Genomic DNA, 17,616 nt, shown 5'->3' on the forward strand with positions numbered 1-17,616 from the left:
GAACTGCTCCTGCTCGTCAGGCACCGGAAGGTGCTGGTGGTTGGCAGCGCAGGCGTCCGGTGCCTCGGTCAGTGAGATGTCCGGTCCCACGAACACGGTCACCGCCCGGTCGGGGTCGACAAGGGTGACGTTCTGCGGGATGGCGATCGGTATGGACTTCAGTCTGCTGAGTGCCTCGTCAACGGTGTCACACGTCTCCAACAGGTAGCGCAGCACGATGAGAATGGCGAAGCCGGGGCCATGGACGAATCGCCCGCCGAAGGTGAGCGAGACCGCGAGCCCGGCATCGTTCATCCCGTCCAGCAAACCCCAGGCCGCATCCTGCATTCCGATCACCGGGCGGAGGAAGTGGGAGGAAACGATGGTGCCCTCGCAGTCGTCGGGGCTGAAGTCGTAGTTGCGCAGCAGGGTGCCGTTGCCGCCGATCTGGGTGCAGCCTGAGAAGAACGGTCGCAGGGTTGCGAGGGTGAGGAAGGTTTCCCCTTCGGGCCGGTCGAGCTGACGGGCGAGCCGGTCGAGCACCGGAACCAGCTCCGGCATGTGTGCCTCGAACAGCTTCCGAGCACGGTCCGCCCCCTCCGGGGTCCGGCCCTCCTCGGTCATCCACCCCTCCGCGAGCGGCCACAAAGCCTGTGTATGGGCAGCCCAGCGTCCGTCGCTGCCGTCACCGACCTCGATGGCACGAAAGATCATCTGCTGCTGGCCCATGGCTGCCGCTCCCCTGTGGGCGTCGGGCGAGGTGGTGGCAACCTAGCTGATTTCGCAGGCAATTCACCAGATCGGGCGTGGCCGTGGGAGGTATCCGAAGTGCTCGCGGATCGTCTCGAACGCATGGCAGGGTGCTCGCGACACGCTTCGCCGCGCAGGGCCAGGATCCAGCGGATGACCTTGGGACAAGGAGAGGCGCCGGCGTACGCGACCTCGAGCGCGGACTCCCGTCGCGTGCTCGTCGGCGCGACGCCGGCCGGCCACGGCCTGCTCCTTGCGCTTGGCCTCTGCTCCTCCGGGCACTCGTCGTACGAGTTGACATCCTCCCCCCCCGCTTAATAGAGGGGGATTCCAACCCTGGTTGGCTGAGGTTCGCGGACGCTCGAACGGCCGGTGGCCGCTGTCGTCCCTCCCGCCCCCGGCTGATCGCCGGGGGCGGGGGATCCCGCCCTGTCCTGCCGCGACATTGGTTGCTGCGTTCTCGTCGGCGTTGCAGGTGAAGCCGCAGGACACGCAGACGAAGTCGGCTTGGCTCTTGCGCGACTTCTTCTCGATCCATCCGCAGGCGCTGCACCGCAAGGAGGTGAAGGGTGCGGGGACGTCCTCTACCCGGCCGGGAGCCTTGTGCTCCGTGCGCTGGCGGAGCAGGCCCCAGCCCTGGGCGAGGATCGCCCGGTTCAGCCCGGCCTTCTGCCGCACGTTCTTGCCGGGCTGGTCGGCCGTCCCCTTCGCGGAGGCGGTCATGTTCTTGATGTTCAGCTTCTCGAAGCGCACCAGGTCATAGGTGCGGGCGAGCATGGTGCTGGTCTTCTCGCACCAGTCCTTGCGCCGGTCGGCTTCGCGTGCCTTGAGCTTGGCGACCTGGGCGTATTCGGCGGTCTTGGCCTCGCTGCCCTTGGGTGCGCGGGCGGCCCGGCGCTGGTGCTTGCGGATTTGGGCACGTTCCTTGACGGTGAGCTGCGGGCAGTTCAGCCTGCGCCCGTCCGACAGGGCGGCGGTGATGGTCACGCCCCGGTCGATGCCGATGACCGCGCCCGTTGCGGGCGCCTCGATCGCCTCGGGCGCGAGAGCGAACGCGATGTGCCACTGGCCGTTGCGGAAGGTGACGCGGAACGTCTTCGCCTTCGGCAGCTCGGTGCGGGTGAGGCGGAAGCGGACCCAGCCGCAGCCGGGCACTTTCACCTGGGCCCAGCGCCGGTTGAGCTTGTGCACCGCCACGGAGCGGCCCATGACCTGCTTCCCCTTGGCGTTCAGCTTCGGCGACCCGTCCGCCTCGAACTCCGGAACCCGGTCGGTGCCGATGACGCGGAAGCCCTCATGCTTGTACTTCTTGCGCCACGTCGGCTCACCGAAGCCGGAGGTGAACCTGGCGTTCTTGGCCTTGGCGAAGTCCTTCAGCGCCTGCTGCTGCACATCGGCGTTACCAGCACGCAGCCATTCGTTGTCACGCCGGGCCTCGGTGAGCTGGCGGCACTGCTCGGCGAAGCCAGGCGCTGCTTTGCGGCCCTTGTACCAGTGCGCGTGCTGCTCCACGGCGAGGTTCCACACGTACCGGGCGTGCGCGCAGTGGTCGAGCATGATGCCCGCCTGCTCGCTCGCCGGATACATCCGGAAACGCGACATGCCGCCAACGTAGCGGCACAACAGCGGCATGCTCAAGTTCACGCTTCGCCTCCCCGAAGACCTGCACCTCCGGCTGACCGCTCAGGCGGAGACCGACCGGCGGTCACTCAACTCCGAGATGCTGCATCTGCTTGAGGCCGGACTCAGCGTCGTACCTTCCGGAAAGCCGAATCGCCCTGGCGGCGATTCGGCTTTCCCTGCCCCGCTACGCGGGAGCGGGCATCCACCCCGGCCCTGAAGGACCAGGCACCTTGCCCGAAAGCAAGATGGATGTGCTGGTCCTCGATGGGGATGATCAGGTAACGGCGGAAGTCCTCGATCCGCCACGGGCGGCATAGCCGGTCGTGGTGTCCGCAAGCGTCGCGCGGGTCGGGCCGGGCGAAGCCACGTCGCGCACGGACCGCTGAGGGCCGGGTCCGCGACGGGCGCCAGCCGACCGCGAAGACTGTCGTCGGAGTATGACGGCGGCCGTCATACAGAGGGATTGCCGGCGAGTCCGTCCCTGCTCGCCCCTGTCGTGTTGTCTCAGGGGCGGCCGATGGGGCGGTAGGTCTCAGCCGGCTTGGCGCCAGGTGCCGGGATGGCGGGTGCAGCGGCGTCGATGAGGTTCGGGAAGGCGGCGCGGGCGGTGAGCCGTGTGGGGTCGACACGTTTCCCTGCGCGGCCGGAGCCGGGGGCGTGCGGCGCCGTGCAGCGCGTCGGTGTCCTGGTCGATCCGTCTCGGCGGGGCTGCGGCAGCGGGTGTCTCGCGCCCGGGCGGGAATGCGACGGCAGGAGCCGCTGTTCCAGTCCACAGGTCCTGGCATGCATCAGTCAATGCCCGGGCGAAAGGAGGACCTCATGGCACGCAACACCGCGCGCCCCGTCGTGACGCTGAAGTCGACGGCGGGGACCGGCATCACTTACGTGACGCGCAAGAACCGCCGCAACGACCCCGACCGGCTGGTCCTGCGCAAGTACGACCCGGTGGCCGGGGCGCACGTCCTCTTCCGCGAGGAACGCTGAGCGACGCCTCCGCCCCGGGCGGACGAAACCAGGAGAAGGGAAACAATCCCCATGAGGTCTGGCATCCACCCCGAAACCCGTCCGGTCGTCTTCCGTGACCGCGCCGCAGACGTAGTGTTTCTGACCCGCTCCACGGCCACCTCGGCAAGGACGATCGAGTGGGAGGACGGCAACACCTACCCCCTGGTCGATGTCGAGATCTCCTCGGCGAGCCATCCGTTCCACACCGGGGCCTCGCGGGTCGTGGACACCGCCGGCCGGGTGGAGCGCTTCGAGCGCCGCTACGGCCGTACGACGGCAGCCCAGCGCTGACCGCGAGCCCATATCCGCACAGGAAAGGAGCGGAGCCATGAAGGTGCGCAAGTCCTTGCGCTCGCTGAAGTCCCAACCGGGGGCCCAGGTGGTCCGGCGGCGAGGCGTGGTCTTCGTCGTCAACAAGAAGAACCCGCGCTTGAAGGCCCGCCAGGGCTGACGGCACCCGTAAAACCCGACCGGCCTGGTCCCGCGACGCGCGGGGCCAGGCCGGTGCGCGCTGTTGGCCGGCCTTCCGGTGCGCGGATGCCCTGCAGGTGCCGACGGACGATCCGCTTGCTGCCTCGGTAACCCGGCTCGCGGGTGACCGTTCTTCTTCCTCACTCCGGAAGACCGCGGGCAGTGGCCCAGTCGCGCAGTCGAGCCCAGGTGATCCGTGTGCCGGTCGCTTTAAGTACGGCATCATCACCGCCCGTGTTGCCGATCGCATACCCCCGCCGAACGGCACACGGCCGAACCGAGCCACGCGGCCGCACGTCGTCCGGATGGGTGGTCTGCGGCGGTGTCCGTACGCCTCCGTGGAAGGCGCTCTCACGCCGCGATCTCAGGGGGCGTGATCACTTGGACAGTCGACGAACTCATCGGATACTGGGCCATGCCAGGCCGTGGTCAGCGTTGGCTGCGCTGTACGTGGAGACATGCCCGTGTGGGCCCAGGTTGGCCACGCATCGACGTGCGGGAGTCGAACATGATCCGACGTGATGCGCTGGCGGAGTACGTTCGCGGGTCGCTGTGGGTGCTTCCCACGCTGTCCGTGCTGGGCGCACTGGTCGCTGGGTCACTGCTCTCCCTGGTCAAGACCGGTTCCGGATCGCCGCTGGCATTCCAGGGGACCGCTGACGATGCCCGGACGTTGCTGATCGGGATCGCCGGGACGATGGTCACGGTCATCGCGGTGCTGCTGGGCCTGACCGTGGTCGCGCTGCAGTTGTCGTCCACCCAGTTCTCGCCCCGGCTGCTGCGCAACTTTCTTCGCGATCGGCCCAACCAGATCGTGCTCAGCGTCTTCGTGGCGACCTTCGCCTACAGCGCGGCTGGTCTGTACACGGTTGGCGTCTCGGGAGGGGGCCGCTCCGCCAGCTTTCCCCGGCTCGCGGTGAGCGGCGCGATCGTACTGCTCTTCGTCAGCCTCGGCCTGCTGGTGTTCTTCGCCGACCATCTCCTGCACTCCATCCAGGTCGACGCGATCATGAGTGGGGTGGAGCGTAATACCGTCCAGGTGGTCCGCGACGGGGTATTCGCCGGCGGCGAGGAGCTCATGGAAGTACCGGAGTGGGCCGTGCCTATCGCCGCCCAGCGGTCCGGGTACGTGCAGGTGGTGCGTCCTCACCTGCTGCTGCCTATCGCGGCCGAGCACGAGGTCTGTCTGCGGCTGCGGCCCCGGGTCGGCGAACACGTCGTCGCCGGAACGACGCTGGCGTGGATCTGGCGTGGCTCACCGAGCGATCCCGCTCCTGACCCCCAGAGGTTCTCGCGGGTGCTGGACGCCGGGGTCCGTGTCGGATTCGAGCGCACCCTGGAACAGGACGCCGCGTTCGGAATCCGGCAACTGGTCGACGTCGCATGTAAGGCGCTGTCGCCGGCGGTCAACGATCCGTACACAGCGGTTCAGGCCATCGATCACCTGTCCGTGATCTTTTGCGCGCTCGCGCAGCGCCCACTGGGAAACCACATCGTTCGAGACGACAGCGGCGCCGTCGTGATCATTCCCGGGCGGCGGTTTCCGGAATACCTCGCCGTGATGTGCGGGCTCATCCGCCGCTACGGGGCTCGTGAACCAACCGTTGCCCATGCTCTGCTTCGGCTGTTGCACAACTGCGCCGCCGTGGTCGCTGACGATGCCGAGCGGGGCGCGGCGATCGAAGAACAAGCCCGCATCGTTGTCACCGAGGCCGAGCGACAGGTCGCCCAGCCGACCGACCTTGCCCTCGCGTACGCAGAGGCGGAATCCGTACGTCAGCAGGTGGCCAAGAACCGGCTGACCGCTCACACACCCGGCAAACGACCGGACGAGTCACAAATTCCCTGACCAGTCGGCGGAGACGCATGTAAACATGCAACTGGCACCTAGATGATCGATTCCAAGGGGTCAGTGATCGTAGGGCGGTCAGTGAGCGCAGGACGAGCCGGCCGGTGTGGGCGTTGTGCCAGATCGCAGCGGTCAGCGCGAGGATGCGCTGCAGCACGCGGGCGATCACGCCGCCCGGTGTGCGGCCGCGTCCGGCATACTCGCCCGCAGCCGGTGGAGGTGCTGTTCGAGCGTACCTTCGGACATGTTGAAGATCACGCTGGAGCGTTGGGGTCACCGACCCGGCCGGTCAGTGACGTAGCAGTTCCCACACCGCGAGGATGCAGGACGCCGTGCCGAGGGTGAGTGCGACGGTCCGCCGGCGCAGGTGCTGGTAGCGGGCCTCGTATTCGGCGCGCAGTTCGGTGCACCGGTCGGCGATGCGGCGGATGGCGGCCTTGGCCATGTCCACGCGGGCGCGGGTGTACTCCTCTTCGAGATCGTGGCGCTCGTCGGTCGTGAGCCAGGGCAGCCTGTCGCAGAAGGCCATGGCTTCCTTGCGCGCTTCGGCCAGTTCGGCCTGCCAGTAGAGGTAGCCGTCGAGTTGGTGCAGCCCGCCCTGGACTGAATCGTCAGGGGACGGACGGTTCACCGCAGTTCCTTCCCCGGGCCGCTCACGCTCCGCGCACCCACGCCGGTGTGCTCGAGTTGGGCGATGTCCGGATGGTGCAGATCGAATGCCGGCGATTCGGAGCGGATCCGCGGCAGGGTGAGGAAGTTGTGCCTCGGCGGCGGGCAGGACGTCGCCCATTCGAGCGAGCGGCCGTAGCCCCACGGGTCGTCGACCTCGATCTTCTGGCCGTGCCTGGCCGTCTTCCACACGTTGTAGAGGAACGGCAGGATCGACAGACCCAGCAGGAACGAGGCGATCGTCGAGATGGTGTTCAGGGCGGTGAAGCCATCGGCGGCGAGGTAGTCGGCGTACCGGCGCGGCATGCCCTCGGCAGCCACCCAGTGCTGGACCAGGAAGGTGCCGTGGAAGCCGATGAACAGCGTCCAGAAGGTGATCTTGCCGAGGCGCTCGTCCAGCAGCCGGCCAGAGAACTTCGGCCACCAGTAGTGGAATCCGGCGAACATCGCGAAGACCACGGTGCCGAAGACGACGTAGTGGAAGTGCGCGACGACGAAGTAGGAGTCGGAGAGGTGGAAATCCATCGGCGGCGAGGCCAGGATGACACCGGTCAGACCACCGAAAAGGAACGTCACCAGGAAGCCGGTGGCCCAGAGCATCGGTGTCTCGAAGGACAGCGAGCCCTTCCACATCGTGCCGATCCAGTTGAAGAACTTCACGCCGGTCGGGACGGCAATGAGGAAGCTCATGAAGGCGAAGAACGGCAGGAGTACACCGCCGGTGACGTACATGTGGTGGGCCCACACGGTCACGGACAGACCCGTGATCGCGATGGTCGCCGCGATCAGACCCGAGTAGCCAAACATCGGCTTGCGGGAGAAGACCGGGATGATCTCACTGATGATGCCGAAGAACGGCAGCGCGATGATGTACACCTCTGGGTGGCCGAAGAACCAGAAGAGGTGCTGCCAGAGCAGGGCTCCGCCGTTGGCCGCGTCGAAGACATGCGAGCCGAACTTGCGGTCCGCCTCCAGCGCGAACAGGGCCGCGGCCAGGACCGGGAAGGCGAGCAGGACCAGGACGCTGGTCAGCAGCGCGTTCCAGCAGAAGATCGACATGCGGAACATCGTCATGCCGGGTGCGCGCATGCAGATGATCGTGGTGATGAAGTTGACCGCACCCAGGATCGTGCCGAAGCCGGAGAAGGCCAGACCCATGATGGCCATGTCCGCGCCGACATTGGGCGAATGCTCGGCGTCCGAGAGCGGGTTGTACATGAACCAGCCGAAGTCCGCGGCGCCGTTCGGGGTGAGGAAGCCGGCCACCGCGATCAGCGAGCCGAAGAGGTACAGCCAGTACGCGAACATGTTCAGCCGTGGGAACGCGACGTCCGGCGCGCCGATCTGCAGCGGCATGATCCAGTTCGTGAAGCCTGCGAACAACGGCGTCGCGAACATCAGCAGCATGATCAGGCCGTGCATCGTGAATGCCTGGTTGAACTGCTCGTTCGACATGATCTGCGTGCCCGGACGCGCCAGTTCGGCGCGCATGAACATCGCCAGGAGGCCGCCGAAGCAGAAGAAGCCGAAAGCTGTGCTGATGTACAGGGTGCCGATGGTCTTGTGATCGGTGGTGGTCAGCCACTTCACCACCACATTCCCAGGCCGCCTGCGCCGGACCGGCACCTCGTTCTCATAGAAATCCACCGGCGAGGTGCTGGATGGGGACTCGGAATGCATGGGCACGCTGTGGCTCCTGGTTGTTCTCGATCTGCGTGCCGACCCGATTCCGGTCCAGCCAACTGGATCAGCGCACACTTGCAATGACTTTCTGCCCCACTATGGCCTGCGATCCCATGCCCCACGCGATCGTGTCACCCGATCGGAGGCATATCCCGGGCCACATGGGCAATGACCGCCGCCGCGGGTTTGTTCGACCAGACGGAGTGCCGTATCGGTGACTCGGTGGCACTGCAGTTGCAACGGCTAACACTATGAGGCGGACCGGTGCTGATGGCCGTGTCCGGCGCGGAAGTTGAGCTGTTCGGTTCGGTGTGGGGATTGGGCTTGATCCGCTGTGACGGACATCCGAGATCAGGGGTAGTGCCCCGGGAGGATGTCCATCATGGAGAGCATGGGGAAGAAGAAGCCGCGTCCTCCGCACTCGTTCACACCGGATTCAAGGCCGAGATCGTCGACCTGTGGCGGCGTGGTGACCGCTCGGTCGGTCAGGTCGCCAACTTCGACCTGACCGAGACCGCGATGCAGCTGTGGGGCAGCCAGGCCGAGGTTGACGCGGGTGAGGGGGAGGGGCTGACCAGCAGCGAGCGCCGCCGGGTGGCCAGCTGGGCCACCGCCGATATCTGCGCACCGAGCTGGGCACCGATGCGCTGAGGACCGCCTGCCGACTGCGGCGGTCCGGCCCTGCGTTCGCCGGGCAGGCCCCCGATCCGTCGAAATGTGGAGCGCGCGTTCTGGGTGAACATCGCCGAGGGGCTGACCAGCGAGGACGCTGCCGTCCCGTCCTGCGTGTCGGGGACCGGTCGGTTCAGGTGGTTCCGCGAACGTGGCGCCATGCCGTCGATCCGACTCAACCCGCCATGGAGCAGATATCCATCCTTCGCGGAACGCGAGGAGAACGCTGTACTCAAAGCCCAGGACGTGGGAGTACGCGAGATCGCGCGACCGGCTGGGCAGGTCGGCATGGACCGTCTCTCGGGAACTGCGGTGCAACGCGCCACACGCGGCAGGCAGCTCGACCACCGGGCTTCGATCGCGCAGTGGAAGGCGGAGTTCATGGCGCGGCGTCCGAAGACGCCAAAGCTGGTCGCCGATGAGCGGCTGCGCGAGTATGCCCAGGAGCGGCTGGCCGGGGAGATCCGGCGCCCGGACGGAACACCAGTCGTGTGGCCGCGGACATCGCAGTGTGGGCTCGGCTCGAGCCCTTCCCCTGTCCGGCGACCGCCTGCCGGACGCCTCCCAGGTCCTGGCCGGCCTCGCGCGCACCCTGCGCGTACCGGTGCTGGCCGTCGTGGACAGCGATGACCCCGCGCTCCTGGGCCTCCTGGACGCCGACGTCCGTGACGCTCACAGCGACCGCGGACCCTTCCAAGGTCCAAGTGACGTTTACGGAACGCGACTTCGGCATGATCGGCTCGGCGTACCTCCAGCCCGACCTGCTCCACGCCCGCTTCACCGATCCCCCCGAGCGCCGTGCGGTGGAACTGGCGGAGGCGGCGCTGCCCTACACGTCCGGCGCCCAGCAGGGTCTCCCCGCCGACGCCACTCGTGTCCTGGCCGCCCTGCGCACCGCGGTGGGCGACGGCGACGACGCAGCCGTGGAGAACCTCGGCGTCGAACTGGTCTCCGCCTTCAAGTCGGTGACGCAACTGCCGGACACCGCCGAGGGCCGCCGCCTGGCCAACGCGCTGCGTGGCTACGACCCCGCGCTGCGCGCCTACTGCCCTGCCCTGCGCACTAACGCCGACACTGGGGCCTCGGCCGCCGGTGCCACCCAGCAGCAGGCACTCGCCGAACACCCGGCCGCTACCCAGCCCGCCATGGGCTCCGAGCAGGCCCCGGACGACGGGGGCGAGGACGGCGCGAGGGTGCAGCCGGGTGATGAGGAGGAACCGGCGGGCACGGTCTTTTCCGCGCTGAACATCCTCAAGGACTGCATGGGGCGGTCGACGTACCACCCCATCCCGGTGATCAGGAAGGGGGACCGGGACAGCGAACCGTGGACGATCTGGGATCCGTTCGGGAATCTCCCGGACTGGACGTACGTGGGCCTGAAGGTGTGCATGGTCGACGGGCCGAGCGGCGCGAACCCGACCGAATGCGACTCAGCGTCTGTCGACATCAGCGAGTGAGGGCTGGCACTGCGGCTGCAGATGCCCACACTCGCGTCAGCCCCGCGGCGGCTGCTTCGGCGGACCCGGGCGCGAGCACGACCCGCACCAGCCGGTGTCCTCCCGCAGACAGCTCAGTTTGCCGCAGCGCGGGCACGGCTCCTGGGCCGCGAGTCGCTCGGCCTTGCGCCGGCAGTCCCGGCACAGACGGTTCCGGGCCGCGCGGACGGGATGGCCGCACGGTTCACAGACACGCGAGGGGATGATGCACCGACCGGTGCCGCGCACCAGGAAGACGAGGCCGGACACGGTCTGTCGATGGGGTGAGTCGGCGAACGGGGGTCTGCCTTCGCTCGCGTTCCGGGAGGGACCGTGCCGCCCGGATGTCGGCACGGTCCCTGGAAGGGGGCTGGTTCAGCGTGGTGTGGCCTGCTCGATGAGGGTCTGCAGGTACAGGCCCCGCCGGGCGTCGAGTTCGGTCGGGGTGTGCGTGCGCAGGGCGGTGGCGAAGTCGCGCCGGAGGACGGGCCAGCATTCCTCGTGGTCGATGCCGGCCGTGTCGTAGACCACTTGCGGTCCGGAGCCGAAGAGCTCGATGCGGGTCAGGACGCGCGGCACGTCGACCGCACCGGACAGGGACGCCTGACTCACGGCACCGTTGGCATGCTCGCAGGTCAGCTCGATCCAGCGGCGTGGGTCACCGGTGCCGCGGATGTGGGTGATCGGGCCGATCGCGGCGTCGAGGAGGTCGAGCAGGTGGGGGCCCAGGTCGAGCAGTGCGCCGTGTTCGAGGCGCCAGCCGGTGGCGAAGTCGCCGCTCAGGAACGCGCCGTGGAGATAGCAGGAGCGGGCGCCGACCACGTCGAGCCCACGGGCGGCGTCGAGGAAGGCCCGGGTCGTGGGGTGGTAGCGCTTGGTGAGGACGAGCTGGGAGATGACGCCGGTGTCGGCGACGGCGTCCGCGAGGCGTTGCGCCGCCGCCAGATCGGGGCCGAGGGGCTTCTCCAGCAGGAGGGCTTTGCCCTGCTTGGCCGCGAGCGGTGCCAGTTCGGCCTGGACGGCGGGCGGCACGGCGAAGGCGACGGCCTCACAGTGGTCGAGCAGTTCGTCGAAACTGGCGGCCACGTGCGCCGTGTAGGGAGCCGCGGCCTGCTGCGCGGCTTCGGGCCGGCGGGCCCAGACGGCGGCCAGTCGGGTTTCCGGGCCGGCGGCGAGCATGCGGGCGTGCATGGCCCGTGCCCAGGGGCCGGCACCCACGAGTCCGACCTCCACGGGGCGGTGGGGCCAGGGGGCGGATGTGATGGTCACGATGTTCCTGTCTGCGTGCGGTGACCCGTGTGGTCAAGGTGCGAGGCGGTTGAGGCGGGCATCGGCTCGGGCCGCGGAGTAGAGGAACTCCACGACCATGGTCGCGGCTCCGATGAGACCGGCGTGGTCGCCGAGGCGTGAGGTGACGATCTGCAGGTTGGCCGTGGTGCGGGGCATGGCGCGCTGGTAGAGCAGCTCGCGCACCCCCGTCATGAACGGGACGCCGGAGAGGTCGCCGGCCAGCATCAGCACCCCGGGGTTGAGGAGGGTGACGACGGTGACGAGGACCTCGCCGGCGCGTCGGCCGGCGTCTCGGGCGAGGCGGATGGCGTCGGGGTGTCCCTCGGCGAGCAGGCGGCGGACATCGGATCCGGACGTGGTCTCGACGCCGAGGCGCGAGAGCTCCTTGGCCAGCGCCCGGCCGCTGGCGACGGCGGCCAGGCAGCCGTGGGAGCCGCACATGCACAGTGCGTCGGGCCGGTCGTGGAGCCGGATGTGGCCGATGTCGCCGGCGCCGCCGTCGATGCCCCGGTAGACCTGGTTGCCGACGACGACTCCGGCACCGATGCCGGTGGAGACCTTGACCAGGACGAACGCCGAGCAGTCCGGGTGGTTGGCCTGGTGTTCGGCCAGCGCCATCAGGTTGGCGTCGTTGTCGACGAAGACGGGGACGGGCCCGTCGTCCATGCTGGGACCGACGTGGTCGGCGTAGGCCGTCTGGAGGCGTTCGCGGATGGGGTACTGGTCCCAGCCGGGCATGCTCGGGGGTTCGACGACTCGGCCGGTCTCGAAGTCGACGGGCCCGGGTACGGACAGTCCGATGCCGCAGATGTGGGTGGCGTCGACTCCGGCGGCGGCGATCAGGTCGGGGAACCCCGCAGCCAGTTGGTCCAGCACCTGGTCCGGGCCGTCGGTGATGCGCAGGGGTCCGGTGTGCTCGGCGAGGATGGTGCCGGCCAGGTCGAGAACGGCGAGGCGCGCATGCCGGGTCTCCAGGTCGACGGCGATGACCGACGCGTGGGCCGGGTCGAAGTCGATGCGGTGGGAGGGACGGCCGCCGGTGGAGGTATTGGTGGTGTGCCGCAGCCACCCGGCGCGGTTGAGGAGGTCCAGGCGCTGTCCGACGGTGGAGCGGGACAGACCGGTCGCGCTCTGCAGGTCGGCGCGGGTGTTGGCACGGCCGCTGCGGATCAGCTGCAGCAGTTCGCCCGCACTGGCCTGATTCGGCGTCATCAGTGGTTCCCCCATGGTTCAGCTCTTGTCGGCGCCGCTGGTCAGGCCCTCGGTGAGCAGGCGCTCGGCGGCGAAGAACAGAAGTACCACGGGGATCGTCAGCACCACGGACCCGGCCATGAGGACGGTCTTGGAGACCTCGATGCCGTTGGAGAGCTGGGCCAGTCCGAGGGGGACGGTCCACTTGCCGGGCTCGGCGGCCAGGAAGAGCAGGGCGAACAGGAACTCGTTCCAGGCGATCATGAAGATGTACAGGCCGGTCGCCATGAGGGAGGGCAGGGCGAGCGGCAGGATCACCTTCCGGACGGTCTGCAGCCGGCTGGCGCCGTCGAGTGCGGCCGCCTCCTCGATGGAGTAGGGAATGGTGACCAGGTAGTTGCGCAGCATGTAGATCGACACCGGCACGGTCTGGGCGACGTAGACGATGGCGAGTCCGACCAGGCTGGAGGAGAGCCCCAGTTTGGCGAAGACGACGAACAGGGGGACGGCCAGCAGGGTCGCCGGGAACATGTAGACGGCCAGGAAGAGCGCGCTGACCTGGCGGTGGCCGAAGAACTTCAGCCGGCTGACGGCGTAGGCGCCGGGCACGGCGGCCAGCATGGTCAGGGCGACCGTGCCGAGCGAGACAAGTGCGGAGTTGAGCAGGAACTTCAGGAAGCCCTGGCCGCCGTCGTCGGTGGAGCGCAGCACGTCCTGGTAGGTGGACAGGGTGAAGTCCTTGGCCGAGATCCACAGGGATCCGGGGTCGAGCAGCAGGGCGTCGATGGGCTTCAGCGACAGCAGCAGCATGTAGTAGAAGGGCACCACGGTGATCACCGCGAAGAACGCGATGACGATCCAGCGCAGGACTCCGAAGAGCCTGTCCTCGAATCGGGCCCGGGTCAGGGCGGCCTTGCGGGTCACGATTCCTCCTGCACCTTGTTGGCGAAGAACTTGAAGTAGAGGCCCAGCAGGATCATGAGCGAGACGGCCAGGACGAGCGCCTGGGCAGCCGCGGCACCCACGTCGTAGCGGGCGGTGAGGAAGTCGTAGACCCGGACGGCGGCCACGTCGGTGCCCGCGCCACCACCGGTCAGCAGGTAGACGTCGTCGAACTTGTTGAAGGTCAGGATGAACCGCAGCACGCACAACAGGGCGATGACCGGCATCAGCTGGGGCAGCAGGATGTGGCGGAAGCGCTGGGTGGGGGCGGCCCCGTCGACCATGGCGGCCTCTTCCAGGCCGTCGGGGACCGCCTGCAGCCGGGCGAGGATGAACAGGAAGGCGAAGGGGAAGTAGCGCCAGCACTCGAAGGCGATGACGGTCAGCAGCGCCAGGGGGATGTCGAAGTGCAGCCCGAGCAGGTGGACTTCGTACTCGCGGGTGGAGAGGAAGGCGATGGGGTCGTCCCAGCCGAACAGGCGCCGGCCCCAGTCGTTGACCACGCCGTACTGGGGGCTGAGCGCGACCTCCCAGACGAAGGCCACGGCCACGACGGGGGCCACGTAGGGCAGCAGCATCGCGGCGCGCAGCAGACCGCGGCCGCGGAAGGGCTTGCGCAGGGCGAGTGCGGCGACGAGCCCGAGGAGGACGGAGCCGAGCGTGGCACCCGCGGTGTAGATGAGGGTGGTGCTCAGGCTGGACCAGAAGCCGGCGGAGTCGAAGACCTGGGCGAAGTTGTCCAGGGACCAGTTGCCGAACAGGCCCATTCCCTGGATGTCGACGAGTTTGGCGTCCTGGAAGGCCAGCAGCACGGTCCACAGGATGGGCAGGATGACCACCACGAAGACCACGATGAAGGTGGGGGAGACGAACGCGAGGCCCGCGCGGTTCTCGCGACGGCTGGCGGTCATCAGGCGGCGGCCCGGGGGCGCGGGCCGGTCGGCCGGCCCGGGGCTGGTGTCCCGGCGCTGCGGCGCGCCGGCTGGAGCTGTAGTCATGAGGGGACCTTCGTGACGTGCAGGTGGGCGGCTACTGCAGGGACTTCTTGAGGGCGGCGACCTCGTCGCCGGCTTCGCGCGCCGCCTCCGAGGGGGAGGTCTGGCCGCTGGTCATGGCACCGATGGCCTTGGGCACAGGCAGTTCACCGTTGGTGGCGCCGACCAGCGCGCCCTCGCCCTGGGTGATGCCCCAGCGCCGCATGTTGCTGACGCCGTCGGCGAGCTGGTTGAGCAGGCTCGCGGGATAGACCTGGTCGAAGGGCTTCTTGGTGTCGACACCGATGTCGCTGTGGCGCCAGGCGTCGATGTAGCGGTCGGGCTGGTCGGCCGTGCCCTTGCGGACCGGGATCTTGCCCTCGGGGGCCATGCCGAACCAGGACTCGTAGCCGGAGCCCATCATGTACTCGATGAACTCGCTGGAGGCGGCGGTCTCGGCAGTCTTGGTGGTCACCCAGGAGGTGATCTCGCCGAACTGCGCCGCCTCGTCGGCGTCCGGGCCCTGCATCGCGGTGACGATGCCGCTGTTGGACGCGAGGTACTCCGGGTCCTTGCGGCACTCGGGGCAGCTGGGCAGGGCGTCCTTGCGCAGGCCGGCGAGCTCGTCCAGCAGGAACGACGACCAGATGATCATCGAGGACTGGCCCGCGAAGTAGGTGGCGCGGGTGGAGTCCACGGTCTGGGTGCCCGGGGCGCCGTAGGTGCGGGCGAGCTCGTCGTAGGTCCTGAAGGCGGTCTCGCACTGCGGGGACTCGAGGGCGACCTCGTGCCGGTCGTCGACGAGCTGGCAGTCGTTGGCGAGCGCCAGGCTCTCGAAGCTCTGCGAGGTGAAGACGTCGCCCGGATCGGTGGCGGCCGAGACGCCGTCGTGGCCCTTGGTGGTGAGCGCCTTGGCGGCGGCCAGGGTCCGCGGGTAGGTGTCGGGGGCGGCCAGGTGTTTCTCGTCGAACTGGTCCTTGCGGTAGACCAGCAGCTGGAGCCAGGCGTCGGAGGGCACGCCGAGGCTGGTGCCGCCGTCGGACGTCAGATCCAGCGCGTTGGCGTTGAAGGTGCCGCGTCCGAGCTCGCTGATGATCTCCTTCGGGATGTCGGTGTTGAGCAGCTCGTTGGTGTACATCTGCCAGACCTGGCCCATGGGAGCCGCGCCGATGACGTCGGGCAGGGTGCCCGAGGCCGCCGCCGACATGATCAGCTGGGGCATCTGGCCCTCGTCGACACCGACGAGACGGACCTTGATCCCGGTCTCCTTCTCGAACCCGTCGATGACCTTCTGCGTCGCAGCGATACGGTCGGGCAGGTTCTCCTGGGACCAGACCGTTATCTCGCGGTCCGGTGTGCCGGGCCCCGTGCTGCCGGCACAGCCCGTGAGCAGTCCCAGTCCCAGGGCTGCCGTGATGCCCACCGCGGTCATGCTCGACCGCCGGCTCGTGGTGTGCATTGCGTGTCCTCACTTACGTCTACTGGGCACGCATCTCAGCATCACTTTTGCTTGTTGACAAGACATAAGTTGGGGTTATTGTCGACGCAACCGCACCCGCAACCCTTTCCGGAGTCATCCGTGGAACGCGTCGTACAGTTCACCGGCCCACGTCAGGTGGAGGTCGCCGAGCACACCAGAGCCGCACTGCCCCCAGGGCATCTGAGAGTCCGCACCCGCTACTCGGGCATCTCGGCCGGCACCGAACTGACCGCCTACCGTGGGACGAACCCGTACCTGACGCGGACCTGGGATTCCGAGGCGCGGCTGTTCCGCGAGGGCGCGGCAGGCATCGAATACCCCGTGGCCGGCTGGGGATACTCGGAGGTCGGCGAGGTCATCGAGGTCGCCCCGGAGCTGGCCGGCACCCCGGGGCTGCCGCAGCCCGGGGATCTGGTGTGGGGCATCTGGGGCCACCGCAGCGAGGGCATGGTCCCGGCCGAGCGCATGATCGGCCACACCCTGCCCGCGGGGCTCGAGCCGCTGGCCGGCGCCTTCGCCCGGGTCGGCGCCATCGCCTACAACGCCGTCCTGGCCGGCGACGTCCACCTCGGCGAGGACGTCGCCGTCTTCGGCCAGGGCGTCATCGGCCTGCTCACCACCCGCCTCGCCCAGCTCAACGGCGCCCGCGTCACCGCCGTGGACGCCCTCGACGGCCGTCTGGAGACGGCCAAGCGCTACGGCGCCCACCACACCCTGAACGCCCGCTCCGACGCCGTCGCCGAACGCATCCGCGAGGCCACCGCCGGCCTCGGCGCCGACCTCGCCATCGAGATCAGCGGCGCCTACCCGGCCCTGCACGAGGCCCTGCGTTCGGTCGCGGTCGGCGGCCGCGTGGTTGCCTCCGGCTTCTACCAGGGCGACGGGATCGGCCTGCGCCTGGGCGACGAGTTCCACCACAACCGCGTACAGCTCATCTGCTCCCAGATCGGCGGAGTCCCTCCGCAGCTGGCGAACCGCTGGACCGTCGAGCGCCTCCAGCAGACCTTCCTGCGGCTGGTCGCCGAAGGACAGGTGGACGTCACCTCCCTGGTGAGCCATGTGATCCCGGCCGCCGACGCCGCCGAAGCCTACGTACTGCTGGACGAGCGCCCCGCCGAGGCGCTGCAGGTCGTCCTGGAATTCTGAGAGTTCTGAAAGGCCCCTCATGCTCAAGACCGCCGTTCAGGAACAACTCCTGCCCGGAGACACCCTGCAGGCCAAGTGGGACTTCGCCCAGCAGGCCGGCTACGACGCCATCGAACTGCGCGGCAAAGGCGACTTCCACTTCGCCTCCCGCCTCGACGAACTGCGCCAGGCCCGCAAGGACGGCGTGGTCATGCCGACCGTGTGCGTCGACATGCTGCACTTCCTCGGCGCCTTCGACGCCGAGCAGCGCCGTGACGCCGTCGCCCAGATGAAGTCCCAGCTCACCGTGATCGCCGAGATCGGCGGTCTGGGCGCCCAGACCCCGGCCTCCTACGGCATGTTCTCGCGCCGCCTGCCGCCCTTCGAACCGCCGCGCAGCGAGCAGGAGGACCACGAGGTCCTGCTGGCCGGCCTGAC

At 68.6% G+C, this 17,616-nt stretch carries 17 protein-coding genes and 3 pseudogenes; 10 read left to right on the plus strand and 10 right to left on the minus strand.

Features of this window, described 5'->3' with window-relative positions; all coding sequences use genetic code 11:
- Positions 1-708 (minus strand): C45 family autoproteolytic acyltransferase/hydolase (locus ACTWQJ_RS25655; RefSeq protein WP_443308930.1); only part of this gene is annotated, 708 nt, incomplete at its 3' end.
- 63 nt (positions 709-771) lie between these two features.
- On the minus strand, positions 772-2,331 hold the full coding sequence (locus tag ACTWQJ_RS25660) for an RNA-guided endonuclease InsQ/TnpB family protein (RefSeq protein ID WP_443308931.1): 1,560 nt from the start codon (positions 2,329-2,331) through the stop codon (positions 772-774).
- 28 nt (positions 2,332-2,359) lie between these two features.
- On the opposite strand from ACTWQJ_RS25660, the gene ACTWQJ_RS25665 reads away from it, so the two are divergent.
- The 5 genes from ACTWQJ_RS25665 to ACTWQJ_RS25685 all read left to right on the plus strand — a co-directional run bounded on the left by ACTWQJ_RS25665 (position 2,360) and on the right by ACTWQJ_RS25685 (position 5,677).
- Positions 2,360-2,569, plus strand: coding sequence for an Arc family DNA-binding protein (locus ACTWQJ_RS25665; RefSeq protein ID WP_443308932.1), 210 nt, complete (start codon positions 2,360-2,362; stop codon positions 2,567-2,569).
- 602 nt (positions 2,570-3,171) lie between these two features.
- A complete protein-coding gene (gene rpmG / locus ACTWQJ_RS25670) occupies positions 3,172-3,336 on the plus strand; it encodes a 50S ribosomal protein L33 (protein WP_409474479.1) in 165 nt (54 codons plus the stop codon).
- A gap of 51 nt (positions 3,337-3,387) precedes the next feature.
- Positions 3,388-3,648 (plus strand): type B 50S ribosomal protein L31, encoded by a 261-nt coding sequence (locus ACTWQJ_RS25675; protein WP_443308933.1) that lies wholly within the window; start codon positions 3,388-3,390, stop codon positions 3,646-3,648.
- A gap of 37 nt (positions 3,649-3,685) precedes the next feature.
- On the plus strand, positions 3,686-3,808 hold the full coding sequence (ykgO, locus tag ACTWQJ_RS25680) for a type B 50S ribosomal protein L36 (RefSeq protein WP_073895679.1): 123 nt from the start codon (positions 3,686-3,688) through the stop codon (positions 3,806-3,808).
- Positions 3,809-4,336: 528 nt separating this feature from the next.
- Complete coding sequence (locus tag ACTWQJ_RS25685) at positions 4,337-5,677, plus strand: DUF2254 domain-containing protein (protein WP_443308934.1); 1,341 nt, start codon at positions 4,337-4,339, stop codon at positions 5,675-5,677.
- Between the two features lie 60 nt (positions 5,678-5,737).
- Here ACTWQJ_RS25685 and ACTWQJ_RS25690 read toward each other — a convergent pair.
- The 3 genes and pseudogenes from ACTWQJ_RS25690 to ctaD all read right to left on the minus strand — a co-directional run.
- Positions 5,738-5,867: pseudogene (locus ACTWQJ_RS25690) on the minus strand (IS982 family transposase); the annotation flags it as partial.
- A gap of 99 nt (positions 5,868-5,966) precedes the next feature.
- A complete protein-coding gene (locus ACTWQJ_RS25695; RefSeq protein ID WP_443308935.1) occupies positions 5,967-6,308 on the minus strand; it encodes a hypothetical protein in 342 nt (113 codons plus the stop codon).
- On the minus strand, positions 6,305-8,026 hold the full coding sequence (ctaD, locus tag ACTWQJ_RS25700) for an aa3-type cytochrome oxidase subunit I (RefSeq protein WP_443308943.1): 1,722 nt from the start codon (positions 8,024-8,026) through the stop codon (positions 6,305-6,307). The genes ACTWQJ_RS25695 and ctaD overlap by 4 nt, the downstream gene beginning before the upstream one ends.
- A gap of 267 nt (positions 8,027-8,293) precedes the next feature.
- Here ctaD and ACTWQJ_RS25705 point away from each other — a divergent pair, with 267 nt between their 5' ends.
- The 3 genes and pseudogenes from ACTWQJ_RS25705 to ACTWQJ_RS25715 all read left to right on the plus strand — a co-directional run bounded on the left by ACTWQJ_RS25705 (position 8,294) and on the right by ACTWQJ_RS25715 (position 10,158).
- A complete protein-coding gene (locus ACTWQJ_RS25705) occupies positions 8,294-8,680 on the plus strand; it encodes a hypothetical protein (protein WP_443308936.1) in 387 nt (128 codons plus the stop codon).
- A gap of 30 nt (positions 8,681-8,710) precedes the next feature.
- Positions 8,711-9,205 (plus strand): annotated as a pseudogene (locus ACTWQJ_RS25710) (helix-turn-helix domain-containing protein); the annotation flags it as partial.
- 200 nt (positions 9,206-9,405) lie between these two features.
- Positions 9,406-10,158, plus strand: a complete 753-nt coding sequence (locus ACTWQJ_RS25715) for a hypothetical protein (RefSeq protein ID WP_443308937.1) — start codon at positions 9,406-9,408, stop codon at positions 10,156-10,158.
- A gap of 393 nt (positions 10,159-10,551) precedes the next feature.
- Here the strand turns inward: ACTWQJ_RS25715 and ACTWQJ_RS25720 are convergent, their stop codons facing one another.
- The 5 genes from ACTWQJ_RS25720 to ACTWQJ_RS25740 are packed head-to-tail and all read right to left on the minus strand — an operon-like array spanning position 10,552 to position 16,032.
- Positions 10,552-11,439: a Gfo/Idh/MocA family protein gene (locus ACTWQJ_RS25720; protein ID WP_443308944.1), complete on the minus strand. Its 888-nt coding sequence runs from the start codon at positions 11,437-11,439 to the stop codon at positions 10,552-10,554.
- Between the two features lie 39 nt (positions 11,440-11,478).
- Entirely contained in the window at positions 11,479-12,693 is a 1,215-nt protein-coding gene (locus ACTWQJ_RS25725) for an ROK family protein (RefSeq protein WP_443308938.1), read from the minus strand.
- Positions 12,694-12,696: 3 nt separating this feature from the next.
- Positions 12,697-13,581 (minus strand): carbohydrate ABC transporter permease, encoded by an 885-nt coding sequence (locus ACTWQJ_RS25730; protein ID WP_443308939.1) that lies wholly within the window; start codon positions 13,579-13,581, stop codon positions 12,697-12,699.
- Positions 13,578-14,597, minus strand: coding sequence for a carbohydrate ABC transporter permease (locus tag ACTWQJ_RS25735; RefSeq protein ID WP_443308940.1), 1,020 nt, complete (start codon positions 14,595-14,597; stop codon positions 13,578-13,580). Before ACTWQJ_RS25735 ends, ACTWQJ_RS25730 begins: the two co-directional genes overlap by 4 nt.
- Before the next feature lie 31 nt (positions 14,598-14,628).
- Positions 14,629-16,032, minus strand: coding sequence for an ABC transporter substrate-binding protein (locus ACTWQJ_RS25740; protein ID WP_443308941.1), 1,404 nt, complete (start codon positions 16,030-16,032; stop codon positions 14,629-14,631).
- 120 nt (positions 16,033-16,152) lie between these two features.
- Between ACTWQJ_RS25740 and ACTWQJ_RS25745 the strand changes: the two genes are divergently transcribed.
- Entirely contained in the window at positions 16,153-17,199 is a 1,047-nt protein-coding gene (locus ACTWQJ_RS25745) for a zinc-dependent alcohol dehydrogenase (protein WP_443308942.1), read from the plus strand.
- Between the two features lie 19 nt (positions 17,200-17,218).
- Positions 17,219-17,616: pseudogene (locus ACTWQJ_RS25750) on the plus strand (sugar phosphate isomerase/epimerase family protein); the annotation flags it as partial.

This window comes from Streptomyces sp. KR55, assembly GCF_052245645.1.
Lineage (GTDB): Bacteria > Actinomycetota > Actinomycetes > Streptomycetales > Streptomycetaceae > Streptomyces > Streptomyces flavusporus.